Below are 14,808 nucleotides of genomic sequence, written 5' to 3'. Positions count from 1 at the left end.
TACTCACCTAATTTCCTGGGACATCTTCTAATTTCCATAACAATTTTCCTGAATAATCACCAACTCGTTGTTTTTCGACTGGGACTGTTAGTTTAAAGCCCTCATCGCCTAACCAAGTTGCTGAAATATCTTTCGACCCATCAGAAGCAAATGTATCTGATTCCACTATTTGAGAAACAGTTGTAATCTGCATTTCTCCTAATTGAGACTTGTAATACAACGCATCTTCAAGTGAAATCGATCCATTCTTCAGCACTTCCGATTGACTCAAGGTTAATCGCCACGGTTTTTTAGCTCCACCGCGAGTATCTGAAACAACTAGATCGCCATTAACGGCCGGACGATAATTTTCGGTCTTATTTGACACGAGATTATCACCAAACTCTAGTCCATCAGGAATCGTCACTAAAGACAAGACCCCGACTACAGTAATCTTCGTCCCTTCCTTAAAGGTTGCATCGCGATAGTTCATATCGGCTGCAGGATTGATATTTCCGGTTGCATCATTCGTGCTAGGTCGTTCAGCAGGTTCTAGTTCTGTAATCAGACCGCTTTGGTCTTGTAAAAAGAACTGAATAACGTCGCCCATAACTAAATTCAAGCTCGAAATATCGATCTCCCATTTACCGTCTGCGCCGACTACCACCGCAGGAATTGTTGTTGGTGTACCGTTCAAGGTTAGTGTTATAATACTATTTGGCTCCCCAGTTCCCGTTAGCTTAGTAGTAATGCTTTGGATGCCATCCGCATGATCTACTTTAGCGGGTTCTGGTGGTGTTACGTCAATGACAGTCGTCTCTATCGGCGTGGGGGTTATCCACGGACCGCGTTCAGCGATCCCGGAGACAATCTCTTCGGCTTTTTGAAACTGAACAGGATTACTGATATCCGTATAATGAATGTATCCGTTTTCATCGGTCATCAGATCCGTTCTGACATTGCCATATGTGTCAGTTAGTGTCACCTTTGCTTGATTTTTAGACGCGTAGACTGGGATGTAGGTAATTTCTCCACCTACTAACCCATTATTATCTGGGACTTGACCAATAACCACTCGACCTCTCAAGGTCTTATCCGCATCAGTAATCGGCAGCCACTCAATTTCTGGCTCCTGATTCATCCCCGAAATCCGCCGATACTTCGCTTGCTTAAATTGATCCAATCCTGTAACAGATGTAGCGACAACCTCTTTTGTTCCGCTTCCGTTGACTTGTAAACTAGGTACTTTTGCATAGACTTCACTAGATGGTCCTAAAACAGGGACACCAACATTCCACAAATCAATATCTGAATCCAGAATAGTAAATGTATTGTCCGCACGATTGTTGTACGCTAAATTCACTGCCGTTTTACTATCATTCAAGTTTCGTAAGTCATACTGAGCTGGACTATCTAAAACAAAGCTGTTCCCCGTTCTAGCAATATTACCCGTTCCCAATGCATCCGCTGATAAATTGATCAACGGCTGGTTACTGTTTCCAATGACATAAAAGAAGCTGCCTGTCTCAGCTTTTAGATACGTATTATCATCACTAAAAGCTACGATCGAACCAGCTGTCTGTTTACTCGTCAGGTTTACAATGGCGCCCTTTTTGATTGTCATCCCGGAACCATCTGTATCAAAACGAACCGCATTACCAGGCATATCAACATTAAAGACGCTGTTCTCGCCAACGGTTAGCGCTAGGTACTTATCAAAAACCGCCGGATAAGTTCGACCGGCTGTTTGTGTCTGTCCGACATCGACACGACAATTTTTTCCAATCGTAAATTCTTTGGATGCACCAGTTGAAGTTGCACTCGCTGGCACGTTATACCAAAAAACTGAATAATTATTATCATTGACATTCCCTTTATAGTTCGTGCCATCCTCCATAATCAAACTACCTAAGTAAAAGTTTTCTCCACGCGTATCAATGTTCATCTCGCCGTAAACAGTCACTTCTGAATGAGAGGCTCTGGCTAACCGCTTAACGCCCGGCTCTGTCGTGATATTACCGAAGCGATACGTCCATTTACCACCATTCGGATAGTTTAGTCTTGTACCGACAATATCTTCTGAAGGTCCTAATCCATATTTTTGGTTCAAGACAATATCATGCATATGGAATGCTCCAAGCGCATTACTCGGCTGTCCCAAATAAATCGAAGTGGACTTAAAATCCACACGAAAATCCTGACCATCAATTTCTAAATCATTTTTCCGTACATAACTGGAAAGCTGAGCATCAATATCACTCGGATTCTCAAAGCTTCCGGTCAAGATAATCTTAGTCACAGTCTCATCGCGAATAGCAGTAACAAAATCAGCCCACGAATCAACTAGCGCCTCCCCAAGTGCTTGTGGTTGAATCTGGGCTTCTTTTACTTCTGCATCCTTCTCTTCAGTTTCAGTACTTTCGGTTGTTTCTGTCTTCTCATTAGAACTTTCCGTCGTTTCAGTTGTTTCTGTTTCAGAGTCGAAACTTTCCGTATCTCTGCCGCCCGCAGCTTTGGTCGCACTATTGTCAGAAACCTCTAAATCACTTATTTTGCCTAATTCGGATTCTTTAGATGTAATGACCGAAGATTTAGTCACCTCGTTTGCGTTAGCTACAGAAACACTCATACTTGGTAATAATATGGTAAATAATAATAATGTAGAAATAATTCTGTGTTTCCTCATTTCTTCTCACCTCCTTCACGTTTTACAGCCTAACATACCAAATACTTGTTTTTTATATTTTTATTCTGAAAAATGATAATTAAATTATAACGGACATTTTTATATTGATTTTACACAGTCTATAAATCGTTTTTTGTTAATTTATAATTTTGCAAAACACAAATAACCCGACAGTAATGATGTCATTTTAAAAAAGATTATCTTTCTTAAAACTTTATTATTCATTGATGTTTTTCAATGGAGACAATAAAATTACTTTCTATTTTATAGTGTTTATAATCTGCATATATTGCACGCTTGTATCGACCCACTATCGCTTTTCAGTAAATAGCCATTATTATCATCTTAAGTTTTCTTTAAGGAATACTTCACTATGGAACAATCGCACCAATATCAATCTCAAAAAAAGTTTTTTTCTTCTTTATTTGAGCAAAAAACAACTAGTTACTTTCTTATAATTAGAATTTTATCCTTATCAGCCAATTGTTTTTTGAGCATATAAAAAAGGGATGCCGATCATGGCATCCCTTTTCCTATGCACCTCCGCTGACTCTCTCAAAGTTCTCTGCTCCTCCGAGGTTGTCGATCTGGAATTTTGCTTCGTCTTCGTCATAGCGCAGCGTGGCCTTCTTATAGCGGAAGACTTCACTCACGTCATCCGTATCATCAGTGTAGACGGTATCGTAATAAATCAAGTATTGAACAGTGTAGACATCTTTGCCGGTCATGCTGACCGATTCGACTTTGGCTTTGGCATCGACCCGTGATTTCTTGCCGCTGGTACGAATATCATTGATGAATTTCTCGAAGTCCTTTTCATCCGCATTACTCAGACCATTAACAAAATACTCCGCCAGTTCGCTCTTTTGCGCTGCACCGAAAGCACCGTACCTCGAAGTATAACCCGACAGATCGTTGTACAGGCTGTCCAAGAAATTCTGAACATCTGCCGCTGATTGAACATGGTCAAAATCTAGATTGATCGCTGAAGCATAGCTGTCTTCATCATAATCATCCGCCGAAAATTCAGATGCTGCGATTTGATACGTATCGCTTTTCAGCTGATCGCTGGCTGCTTTGAAGGTCAGCTGGACCTCCATTCCCTGATGCCAAACGACATCTTTGATCTCTGCCTGCCCTTTTTCGATCGTTCCGACTTCCTTGTCATTCAGCAAAACCTTCGCTCCGTCGACATTCGACGTAACTTTAAAAGAAATCTTGTGCAGATTGATAGTCACATGACTGTTTGTCTCAAACTCAGGGTTATTGTAGCGCATCAACGCTTGCTTAGAGACTGATTTCTCGTTGTCTAATTTCCCCTCGACCTGATAGCTGCCCGGTGTTAGCGGTCCCCAAGTCGTCTGGTAGTTGCTTCCTTTAGAGGTCGCTAATTTCTTATCATCTAACGACAGCGCCATGCCAGCTTGATCGGTCGTAACTGTCAGATAGACCGGCTGGATCACCAACTGGTAGCGTGGAAATAGTCCTAGATATTTTCCCTTGGTTTGAAGTGAGAAGTCTGACAAATGGCTGGGATTTGTTTTCAGATCCGTCAAAAAATCAGCAAAATCGGCTTTATGGCTGCTTTCTTGATAGTAGCTGACAAATTTTTTCAGATTGGCCGCCGATACTTGGTAATTAGGGTCCTCCGAAGTCACGACCTCCGCGATTTTTTCCGGATCTTGTGTTTTGAAGGTTTGCTCCAAGCGGCTCAACTGCTGCGGATAGCTGTAATAATGACGGCTGAACAGAAAACCGCCGATTAGCAGCACTACGATCGCAGCTCCCGTACCGATTGCGATTTTTTGTTTCTTTGATAACGGCTTTCTCACCGTAGTTGCCGGACGCACCGCTGCTTTTAACGGATGTCCGCAATTCGGACAAAAATCAGCGTCTGCCGGAATGGACTCGCCGCAATTTGGACAGAAGCGTTTCTTTTCCAGCTCCTGCTGCTCCTCTTCCGCAATGACTGGCTCTTCGGAAACTTCTATGGCAAATGGCTGCCCGCACTCTTCACAAAAACGCGCATCAGCCAAATTTTCATGACCACAATTTGGACAATTTTTCATTTGTACCCTTCCTGTTCTCTCAGTATTTATCACCTATTGATTGTAGCAAACATAACAGCAAATGAGGACAGTAATTTATAAATCAAAAAAAGCACTCTCTCGCGTTGAGAAAGTGCCCCGAATTTTTTGCTTAAACGATCGACATCCCGCCATCAACTACGATGAATTGCCCATTCGTATAGCTGGACGCATCACTTGAGAAGTAGAGGATCGTACCATTTAATTCCCCATGTTTGCCTGGACGGCTCATTGGATTCAAGCCTTGGTATAGGTTTAAGAAGTCTTCTGATTTGAACAAGGTGTCTTCTGTCATTTCAGACTCAAACAGGCCTGGTCCGATCGCATTGGTAGTGATGTTGTATTTCCCATAGCTGGCTGCCATTCCTTTTGTCAGTCCTAAAACTGCTGCTTTGCTGGCATTGTATGAATGACGAATGAACACATCATCCTTGTCCGCCATGACCGCGTTGATCGAAGCGACATTGACGATTCGTCCGTAGTTATTGTCCATCATGTGTTTCACTACGTATTTGCTGACTAGGAAAATTCCCTTCACATTGACATCCATGGACTTGTCAAAGTCTTCCACGGTTAAGGAATCAACACCGCCGCGCACCGCGATTCCCGCATTGTTCAGCAGAATATCCAGATGTCCAAAGTGATCATAAGCCTGTTGAATTCCGGCTTTGACATTTTCTTCATCTGTGACATCCATTTTGATCGCCAACACATCGCGCCCGATCTTTTTGATCTCTTCTGCGACTTCTTCTAACCGTTCCAAACGTCTAGCCAGTAAAACTACATCCGCACCAGCCTGCGCATAAGCGATCGCCGCATCCCGACCTAACCCGCTGCTTGCACCTGTTACCACTGCTACTTTTCCATTTAAATCAAACATATACATTTCTCCTCCTTCTTTGATAGCGTATTCATTGGTACTATACTAACGGTACCTAAGATAGTAGGGGAATGTCAATAGCTTGTGAAAATTGCGTCTCCGACTAAGCGTTTCTTTCAGCAAAAACACTCTTGGCTACTGTAATTGCATTTAAAACCTTCGGAAAACCGACATAAGGAATACAGTGGGTAAACACCTCAATGATCTCCTCTTCCGTAAGCCCCACATTCAGCGAACCATTGATATGCACCATCAGCTGATTTTTAGTATCCCCCTGCGTCAAAAGACTCGTGATCGTAATGATCTCCCGTTCCCTAAAAGACAGCGTCTCATTATTATAGATATCGCCAAAGGCAAACTCCAAAATATAACGGCCAACCTCTGGGGCGATATCCTGAAGATTCTGAATCACCCGTTCGCCAGCCTCACCATCGATCATGTTCAAATTCTTGATGCCTTGTTCCATTCTTTTATCACTCATAGCAGTCTCTGCCTCCTTTATGGTAAAGTACTATAAACTATCAAGTGGACTTGACAGCAAGTGCTTCTGTTAAAAAATTTTCACAAGTAAGGAGAAAAGCAATGTATAAAATCAGCGAGGTGTCAAAAATGATCGGCTTTAGCATCCCCACGCTGCGTTACTATGAAGAACTGGGAATCAGCACTCCGGCTAAAAATAAAAGCGGCTATCGTGAATACAGCGACGCGGACATCGAGTGGCTGCGCTTCATATATCGCCTGAAGCAGACCGGTATGCCACTAGAAACAATCAAAAAATATTCGCAGCTGCGCAGCCAAGGCGATCAGACCATCGAAAAGCGCATGAAGCTTTTAGCTGCTCAAAGAAACCGCCTGTTAGCAGAAAGAAGAAAAATCGATGAGCATCTGACCTTTTTGGAAGCTAAACAAGCGACTTATCAAAAAATGCTGACTGATAGAGATAGCGAATCCGTCTGAAACTATAGTTTCTTTTTTTACATATAAACATAGTGATTTACAGCTGCACCGTCTATTTTAGAAACAATCCTTTCAATTCCCGTCTGCTGCCTTTTTTCCATTCTATAATGATAAAAAAGGAGGCGTTAGGTATGTGGACTTACAAAAGCGAAGTATTAGAAACATCCGTGAAATGGTTTAAGGATAGTGCCAGTGCGGGGGATTTAGATCACTTGGATGATTTGATCAACAGTCGGGCCAATGAAGGCTGGGAATTTGTCACCCATTCATATATGCCCAATGTTATCGCGACCAGAAGTGCGATTCTCGTAACCTTCAGAAAAGAAAAATAAATGAGTATTAGCTAAAGACTGGGAAGAAATTCCTAGTCTTTTTTGCTCTTTAATAAATTCAGTTCTACACAATTGAATAAAATAAGTTTTGCAGCAAATATCTTTGATACAAACCCTATGATAATAAGCGAATCCGCGAAACCCGCCCCTGATGTCGTCATTTTTATTGAAAATATCATTTAAAAATAACTTGCTTTTGTTTTGCTTTTCACCTAAACTTTATATTCAGAGAGAATGATAATCATTATCAATTAACTGAGGGGTGAGTGATTGAATAAGAAAGGAATCGTGCTTGTTTTATGTTTGTTAAGCGCTCTCTCTATTTTTATCGGAGTAAAAGATTTGATGCTGCAGGCTTTATTTCATGGTGATCCAGAACAGTGGCTGATCCTTGCTACTACCCGCGTGCCTCGGACCGTCAGCTTGATTTTGGCTGGTGCGACGATGAGTATCTGCGGTCTGATCATGCAGCATCTGACTCAAAATAAATTTGTTTCACCGACAACAGCCGGCACGATGGATAGTGCTCGCTTAGGTATTTTGCTGGTCATGCTCTTTTTGCCGAATGCCTCTACATTGATCCGAACCTTGGCCGCCTTTGCCTTCGCCTTTCTCGGCACCTTGATCTTTTTGGGGTTAAGTCGGCTGCTGCCAAACAAAGACCCGATTTTTCTGCCCTTGTTAGGCGTGATGTTCGGCAATATCGTCGGTTCCGTTGCGACTTTTTTTGCTTACCAGTTTCAATTGATCCAAAACATGTCTTCTTGGCTGCAGGGAAATTTTTCACTAGTAGCTAAAGGCAGCTATGAGCTGTTGTATCTGACGATCCCGCTATTTTTTATCATTTATTTTTTTGCCTATTTCTTCACAATCGTCGGGCTAGGTGAAGATGTGGCGGTCAATCTAGGGGTCAATTATCGTTTGACTCAGCTGCTTGGGATTGGTTTGGTTGCTGCGGCCAGCGGATTAGTTTTGATCATGGTAGGCACCGTCCCTTTTTTAGGCGTGATCGTGCCGAATATCGTTTCCTTGATTTACGGCGACCATGTAAAGCAGAATCTCTGGATCACCGCATTGAGCGGCAGTCTGTTTTTGATGGCCTGCGATATTCTTTCGCGGATCGTCATCGCGCCATACGAGGTTCCAGTCAGCTTGACAGTGGGAATCGTAGGCAGTGTGATCTTCATTTACTTATTGGTTAGGAGGAAGCGCGCATGAAAATTTCTTTTGCCAAAAAAGAACTGCTGCTGATCGTTCTTGCGTTCAGCGCTGTACTCTTATGCGGGCTTTACTTGACCTATAACACGTATGGCAACTTTCAGTTTGCTTGGATGCTGCGGGGGAAAAAGGTCGCGGCCTTCATACTGGTAGCGCTGGCGACTGGAATGGCCACCGTCAGTTTTCAGACTCTGACCCAAAACCAATTTTTAACACCCAATATCCTTGGCTTGGATTCCTTATATGTATTGATCCAAACCCTGCTGTTTTTTATCGTGGGCGGAGTCAAGATGCTCTCGCAGGAACAGACCTCTACCTTTTTGATCAGTATTTTTTTGATGGCGCTCTTGAGTTTGGTATTAGCTAAGCTTTTATTGCAGCGGCGGCAAAATGATTTATTTATTCTGCTGATGCTGGGAATGATCTTCGGAACCTTATTCAGCAGTACCAGCAACTTCCTGCAGGTGATGATGGACCCGAATGAATACGATTTGCTGCAAGGTCGGCTGTTTGCCAGCTTCGGCAATATCAATACTACGCATCTAGGCTTAGCGGCTGGGATCATTTTACTGGGCTCCGTCATTTTGTTCGCTGCCAATCGTTATCTGGATGTCCTGCATTTAGGCGGCGATCAAGCGACGAATCTTGGGATCTCACTAAATAAATTTCAGATCCTGATCTTGTTTTTAGTCAGCCTGTTAACCGGAACAGCGACCGCGTTAGTTGGCCCGATCACGTTTTTAGGCTTTATTGTCGCGAATATCAGTTATCAGCTGATGCCGACTTATCGCCACAGCTATTTGTTTCCCACCGCGATTTTACTGGGAATCATCTTTTTGGTCGGCAGCCAATTTTTAGTCGAACAAGTCTTTCATTTAAGGACAACCGTCAGTGTCGTAACGCAATTTGTCGGCGGTCTGTACTTTATCTGGAAAATTATTTATGAGAGAAGGCGGCAAAAATGATCGTTCTTAATGAAGTATCCAAGAATTACGGTACGAAAAAAGTGATTTCCGAGGTCAACCTGCCCATCACAGAAGAAAAGCTAACCGCCTTTATCGGACCAAACGGTGCTGGCAAAAGTACGCTGCTGTCGATGATCAGCCGCTTGATTTCAATCGATGCCGGTCAAATTTATCTCGATCACAATGAGGTAAAGGCTTGGCGCTCCAATGAACTGTCCAAGAAATTATCGATCCTAAAGCAAAGCAACGGCGTCAATCTGCGCATCACCGTACGTGAACTCGTCGGCTTTGGCCGCTTCCCTTATTCAAAAGGCCGGATGACCGCAGAGGATCAAGACATGATCGACTATGCTTTGGAAAAGCTCGGCTTAGTCGAAATGGCCGACGAGATGATCGACACCTTATCCGGCGGTCAGCTACAGCGGGCATACATCGCGATGATCTTAGCGCAAGATACGGAATACATTTTATTAGACGAACCCTTGAACAACTTAGACATGAATCACGCGGTCCAGCTAATGAAGACCCTGCGACGTTTGGTGGAGGAAGAGCATAAAACCATTTTGCTGGTAATTCACGACATCAACTTCGCGGCGACCTACGCCGATGAGATCGTGGCGATGAAAAATGGAGCGATTTTCGCCCATGGAACAATGGAAGAAATGATCCAGCCCCACATTTTGAATGCTCTGTACGACATGGAGATTAAAATCTGTGAGCTGGACGGCAAACGCTTCTGCATGTATTTCAATTAAGCAACAGCTAACTTTTGGTAATAGACTCATTCACCAATGAGATCTTTAATTATAAATTAGGAGGAAACAAACATGAAAAAATATATAGTTGGATTATCTGTGGTATTGCTGGGGATTGGATTGGCCGGCTGCGGCTCAACGAATAATGAAGGAACCAGCGATTCGACTGGAAAAGCCGCAACAAGCAGCACAGTCAAAGAGGAAACGATCGAGGTCAATGACTCGAACGGTAAAATCACCGTCCCTAAGAATCCTGAAAAAGTCGTCGTTTTCGATAACGGCTCACTAGATACCTTGGACGCTTTAGGTGTCGGCGACAAAATCGTGGGTGCAGCAACGGATAACCTGCCAGCCTATTTGGAAGATTACAAAAAAGTCGACTCAGCCGGCGGAATCAAGGAGCCTGATTTAGAAAAAATCAACCAAATGAAGCCTGACTTGATCATTATCTCTGGTCGTCAAAGCGACTTCTTAGATCAGCTGAAGGAAATCGCGCCAACGATGTACCTAGCAGTGGATACGTCCGATACCTGGAACTCTATCAAACAAAATGTTGAAACATTAGGCCAAATCTTCGGCAAAGAAAAAGCAGCGAAAAAACAATTAACAGCCCTTGAAACCAGCATCAAAGAAACCAAAGCAAAAGCAGAAGAAAGCAAGGACAAAGCCTTGACTGTCCTAGTCAACGAAGGACAATTATCTACCTATGGAAAAGATTCACGCTTCGGGATCATTTATGATACCTTCGGCTTTGCTGAAGCTGACGATGCGATCAAAGTTTCAACTCATGGACAAAGTGTTTCTTACGAATATGTCTTAGACAAAAACCCTGATGTGCTCTTTGTCGTCGATCGGACAAAAGCAATCGGCGGCGATGACAGCAATAATAATGTCGCTGACAATGAACTAGTCGCTCAAACAACTGCCGGCAAAGATAAAAAAGTGATTTCCCTACAGCCAGACGTTTGGTACCTAAGCGGCGGTGGTTTGGAATCGACTAAAATGATGCTGGAGGATGTCAATAAAGCCTTTGAATAGCAGTAAAAAGCCGCATTTTTTCAAATGCGGCTTTCTTATATCTTAATCATTCTGCTCTACCTGCGACAGCTGCTCAATAAATTGCCACGTCTCGCCATTATCGGAAGACCGATACAAACAAGCAAACATCTTGCCCTGATCGATCCCGCGCATTTTCAACAAATAGAATTTAGCCTCCAGCTGATTGGCGCTGACCTGCGTAACTTCATTCGGCGATTGAAAAAGATCCAGACCACCTGTCTGATAATCCGCCGGGATCGTCACCACCGCTTCTTTGAAGGAGCTGCCGCTATTATTGGTGTAATAGAGCTGCTCTCTGGTTGAAACAAACCCTAACGTTGGATTAACGAAGCTGACATTTTGAACAGGCTGTCCGATCGTCGTGCCGTTGCTCCGCTGCCATGTCTTTCCTTGATCATTCGTCTGAAAAATCTCCAACCCTTCCGAGGAAACCTCCGGCGATACATTGGAATGCACCAACACCCCGCTGCCATCCGCGAAAAACTGAGCCTTCCGATACCGAATTCTCTGGGCCATATCCGATACGAGTGATTTTTGCCACGTCTTGCCATTGTCATTAGAGAATAAGAAAAACAGGTCCTTTTCGTTTTCCGAATAAATAAACCAAGAAAACTCCTTTGAGATATCATACGTCTTATCCATCCAATACCCCATCGGAATCTCGCCACTCGTCAGTAAATAGCTGCCTGAACGCAGCCATTCCGGTTTCAATGGCACAAAGGACCAAGTCGTCCCGCCATCCGTTGTCAGATAAAGCTCACGGGTTTGTTCATTCAAGTCTAAATGATTTGTTTGGTTCACTTTCTTCGTTGGAGCGGTCCCTTGCTGCGTCAATAAATCCTCACTAGTCAGCGGCGCTGCTTCACTTGAAGCCGTTGGCTGTATCGGTTCAGAAGTATCACCGTAAAGTCTTTGATGACGCGTCAGCCCATCATAAGCAAACACTCCGACAGCTCCGAGAAAAATCAGACCGATCGCTAACAAAGACCACGTCCGATTCATTCCCTGTGCCTTTGGAAAGGTCACTGGCAATACTGGCGGTTCCCCATTCAAAACAAACAATTGAATAGAAGCAAAGCCCCAAAATTCTTGGCGATTGCCTAAATAAATCGTTCCGCCATCAAAGGTCGTAGTCAATTCAAGACAATCCGATTTCAATAAACGAAGCGACGGCTTGCGCGCCTCCTCCGCCAAATAATAAGCCTCGCGATCCTGATAGATCACAGGATACTGCACCGCCCTTTTTACATAGCGCTCCAGAAAACGTTGAAACGATCGCCGCAGACGAATACCTTGAAGCCCATTCACGATGAAAAAAACAGCAACAGCTGCCACACTGAGGACTCCCAACACTAGCGATAAATGATAAAAGCCCCGCAGCCAATAACCGCTATCGATCGAATGGACTCGCAGCTCTAAACGTTGATAAACAAAACTGCCGATACCAAAAAATAGTAGACAAGCGCCAACCAAAAACAGAAAAGCCGAAATCAGATTCTTTTGTCGGTTTTTCCGAACGCGTTTATAAAGCTGCTCCCCGGCAGACAGCAAGTCGATGATTAATAATTCCTGATCCATATTTTCTCCCTGTCAGTAAAGTCTTTCACTTATTATCTGCCATCTCGCGGCTATTGAACAGATACGCTTAATGATTTTAAAAAAAAGCCTAGAGATTTCTCTCTAGGACTTCTTCAAATTACCTGCAACAACGTGCATTCCTTTACGGATATAAGTGAAACCTGAATAAAGGACAACACAGATCACGACCCATGTTAAAACAGTCATATTCAAACCAGTAACAAAGCGTGTCGCGATGATCACACCGATGATCCCGCCGATCGTAATCGCCAAGCTGACCTTGCGAGAATAATCACCCGATTTAATAAAGTTGGTTCCGGCAACAGGCATCAGACCCGCACAAGAAGCCATCATAATAGGAAAAGCCACCAACGGACTCAAGCCCAGCATGTAAACCATCGCCATACACGGCGCGTACAAGCCAACGCCGATCGTCATCAAAGCGCCTAGAATAAAGTTGCCGACAATCCCGATGATCAATTTTATCCCAGTCAAACCAGTTAAATGATTGCCTGTTCCTAATAAATCAAGCAATCCTAATTGTTTTAACGCCATCAATGCAGCAGTGACGATCAACGCGATTCCCATATAAAACTGCACTTTTTTCTCAGGCAGCTTACTGACGGTTTTCGAGCCGACATAAGAACCGACGATCGCTGCAAGAACTAATGAAAACAAGGTCAACGGTGCTACTTTAACTACCGTGATAAAAATAAATGCTTCAATAATTACTGGAACCGTGTGTGAGACATTTAATGTCCCCGGCAATTGACGGTCATTGTCTAATTGCTTAGTCGTTTCCAGCAGCATCGTCGTCGGTGCAAAGCTGCCGATCCCTAACGTATCCATCGCGTCCGTAATAAAACCGATCACACCAGAAACCAAAAAGTTTCCGCCGCCCCAGTTTCCACGTTCAGCGATCAAATCGCGAACAAAATAAAAAAGATAGTAAACCAATAGGACACCTAGCAGCCCCAACAAAATTTGTACCATAATACTCTCCTCTAAATAAATTAATCAATGAAAGCTCTTTTTCCTTTTAAGATAATACAACAATTCACAAGGAATTTGACTTAAATCCAGTAATAGTTTGATGATATTCGCCCTATAAACTTTAAAGGATTCCATGAGTTCCAATAAAGAACTGCTAGCTCAGAGGTAAAGAAGTATTCTTCTGAAACTGATTGCGCAAAAAAGAGGCGGCATACTAATGACTATATTCTTCACTTTCATACTGCGAAAATGTGACTGACAGCTAACTCATGGGTAAAGATACATTTTTCTAAAACCGAAAAAATGTCCCTATTTTCGTACGCATATCATCACGCTAAACTGATTGCACAGAAAAAGGTGATAGCTTTGTGACTAACTTTTTCACGTTTTATACTGCGAAAATGTGACTGACAGCTAACTCATAAACAAAGAAACATTTTTCTAAAATCGGAAAAATGTCTTATTTTCGTACGCATATCATCACGCTAAACTGATTGCACAGAAAAAGGTGATAGCTTTGTGACTAACTTTTTCACGTTTCATACTGCGAAAAGCGTGACTGACAAAAAAATAACCTTCAATTGCTTGAAGGTTATTCACTCAAAACAAAATAATTATTTTCTGGATCGGCGAAGTTGAACAGCCGTCTTCCGCCCTGATCCGTGATTGGGTTCACGGTTGGACTAAGCTTTTGCAGACGTTCATGATAATTGTCCAAGTCTGTCACCTTCAATAGTAACGAAGGAAAGTTATCGACGACCTCAGGCGAATATTTCTCAATGAAATCACGATCGAAGAGGACCAGATATACCGCTTCGAATAATTCGACTGTGACTTGCAGAGAGTCGTCCGGCATCGTTTGCTGGGAAATGATCTTTCCGCCTAGGCCTTCCTGCCAAAAGGTGGCCGAGCCTGCGACATCCTTGACATACAGCATGATCTCAAGTTCTTTAAGCATTTTTCTCCACCACTTCTTTCAGTCGAAAGCGGACCATGTCCGTGATCAAGTCCGTCGGCAAGTCTTGCTTATAGGGAATCTGCAATGCGCCTTTTGAGGTTTTATAGTCTTTCAGCTGGTCTTCAAAAGCCGCCATCGCACTAGGTGTCGGATAGAAGCCTAAATGTTTTTTCATGGCGCCAAAATGAACCAAGTTCTCCGTTAAATAAAAGGTCGGCATCCCATAGGAAATTTTCTCTGTTGTTTCTGCCGGAACCATTTCTTTGATAAGCTGGTAGATTTCTTTCAGCATCGGCTGCTGCTCTTGCTCGGCATCATTGATATATTTTTCGATCGGTGACATAGCTTCAGCTCCTTTTCA

Annotated in this window: 14 protein-coding genes; 6 read left to right on the top strand and 8 right to left on the bottom strand. The window is 43.2% G+C overall.

Translation table 11 applies throughout. The annotated features are described in order from the left end of the window. Positions 1–7 precede the first annotated feature (7 nt). From FFR60_RS07250 to FFR60_RS07235, 4 genes are all read right to left on the bottom strand, one after another. Positions 8–2,665, bottom strand: coding sequence for a pectate lyase-like adhesive domain-containing protein (locus FFR60_RS07250; RefSeq protein WP_137663623.1), 2,658 nt, complete (start codon positions 2,663–2,665; stop codon positions 8–10). A 533-nt stretch (positions 2,666–3,198) separates the two neighbouring features. Then, on the bottom strand, positions 3,199–4,734 hold the full coding sequence (locus FFR60_RS07245) for a zinc ribbon domain-containing protein (RefSeq protein ID WP_137663622.1): 1,536 nt from the start codon (positions 4,732–4,734) through the stop codon (positions 3,199–3,201). A gap of 130 nt (positions 4,735–4,864) precedes the next feature. After that, the gene (locus FFR60_RS07240) at positions 4,865–5,632 is read right to left on the bottom strand and encodes an SDR family NAD(P)-dependent oxidoreductase (RefSeq protein ID WP_088934106.1); all 768 of its coding nucleotides are present in this window, start codon (positions 5,630–5,632) and stop codon (positions 4,865–4,867) included. A 103-nt stretch (positions 5,633–5,735) separates the two neighbouring features. Continuing rightward, complete coding sequence (locus FFR60_RS07235) at positions 5,736–6,113, bottom strand: carboxymuconolactone decarboxylase family protein (RefSeq protein WP_137663621.1); 378 nt, start codon at positions 6,111–6,113, stop codon at positions 5,736–5,738. 101 nt (positions 6,114–6,214) lie between these two features. On the opposite strand from FFR60_RS07235, the gene FFR60_RS07230 reads away from it, so the two are divergent. The 6 genes from FFR60_RS07230 (at position 6,215) to FFR60_RS07205 (ending at position 10,897) form a co-directional block, all read left to right on the top strand. Then, positions 6,215–6,589 (top strand): MerR family transcriptional regulator, encoded by a 375-nt coding sequence (locus FFR60_RS07230; RefSeq protein WP_137663620.1) that lies wholly within the window; start codon positions 6,215–6,217, stop codon positions 6,587–6,589. 131 nt (positions 6,590–6,720) lie between these two features. After that, complete coding sequence (locus FFR60_RS07225) at positions 6,721–6,921, top strand: DUF4177 domain-containing protein (protein WP_088934103.1); 201 nt, start codon at positions 6,721–6,723, stop codon at positions 6,919–6,921. 270 nt (positions 6,922–7,191) lie between these two features. Further along, the gene (locus FFR60_RS07220) at positions 7,192–8,139 is read left to right on the top strand and encodes an ABC transporter permease (protein WP_137663619.1); all 948 of its coding nucleotides are present in this window, start codon (positions 7,192–7,194) and stop codon (positions 8,137–8,139) included. Continuing rightward, entirely contained in the window at positions 8,136–9,104 is a 969-nt protein-coding gene (locus tag FFR60_RS07215) for an iron chelate uptake ABC transporter family permease subunit (RefSeq protein ID WP_137663618.1), read from the top strand. The genes FFR60_RS07220 and FFR60_RS07215 overlap by 4 nt, the downstream gene beginning before the upstream one ends. After that, complete coding sequence (locus FFR60_RS07210) at positions 9,101–9,859, top strand: iron ABC transporter ATP-binding protein (protein WP_137663617.1); 759 nt, start codon at positions 9,101–9,103, stop codon at positions 9,857–9,859. The genes FFR60_RS07215 and FFR60_RS07210 overlap by 4 nt, the downstream gene beginning before the upstream one ends. Positions 9,860–9,931: 72 nt before the next feature. Then, positions 9,932–10,897 (top strand): siderophore ABC transporter substrate-binding protein, encoded by a 966-nt coding sequence (locus FFR60_RS07205; protein WP_137663616.1) that lies wholly within the window; start codon positions 9,932–9,934, stop codon positions 10,895–10,897. Positions 10,898–10,939: 42 nt separating this feature from the next. Here the strand turns inward: FFR60_RS07205 and FFR60_RS07200 are convergent, their stop codons facing one another. The 4 genes from FFR60_RS07200 to FFR60_RS07185 form a co-directional block, all read right to left on the bottom strand. Beyond that, a complete protein-coding gene (locus FFR60_RS07200) occupies positions 10,940–12,496 on the bottom strand; it encodes a hypothetical protein (RefSeq protein WP_137663615.1) in 1,557 nt (518 codons plus the stop codon). Positions 12,497–12,598: 102 nt separating this feature from the next. Then, on the bottom strand, positions 12,599–13,489 hold the full coding sequence (locus tag FFR60_RS07195) for a sulfite exporter TauE/SafE family protein (RefSeq protein ID WP_137663614.1): 891 nt from the start codon (positions 13,487–13,489) through the stop codon (positions 12,599–12,601). 592 nt (positions 13,490–14,081) lie between these two features. Next, entirely contained in the window at positions 14,082–14,447 is a 366-nt protein-coding gene (locus FFR60_RS07190; RefSeq protein WP_137663613.1) for a VOC family protein, read from the bottom strand. Further along, the gene (locus FFR60_RS07185) at positions 14,440–14,790 is read right to left on the bottom strand and encodes an iron chaperone (RefSeq protein WP_137663612.1); all 351 of its coding nucleotides are present in this window, start codon (positions 14,788–14,790) and stop codon (positions 14,440–14,442) included. The genes FFR60_RS07190 and FFR60_RS07185 overlap by 8 nt, the downstream gene beginning before the upstream one ends. Positions 14,791–14,808: the final 18 nt, after the last annotated feature.

Source organism: Enterococcus hulanensis (assembly GCF_005405485.1).
GTDB lineage: Bacteria > Bacillota > Bacilli > Lactobacillales > Enterococcaceae > Enterococcus_A > Enterococcus_A hulanensis.
The sequence above is the reverse complement of the archived record's forward strand: the minus strand, read 5'-3'. Positions and strand labels throughout refer to the sequence as shown.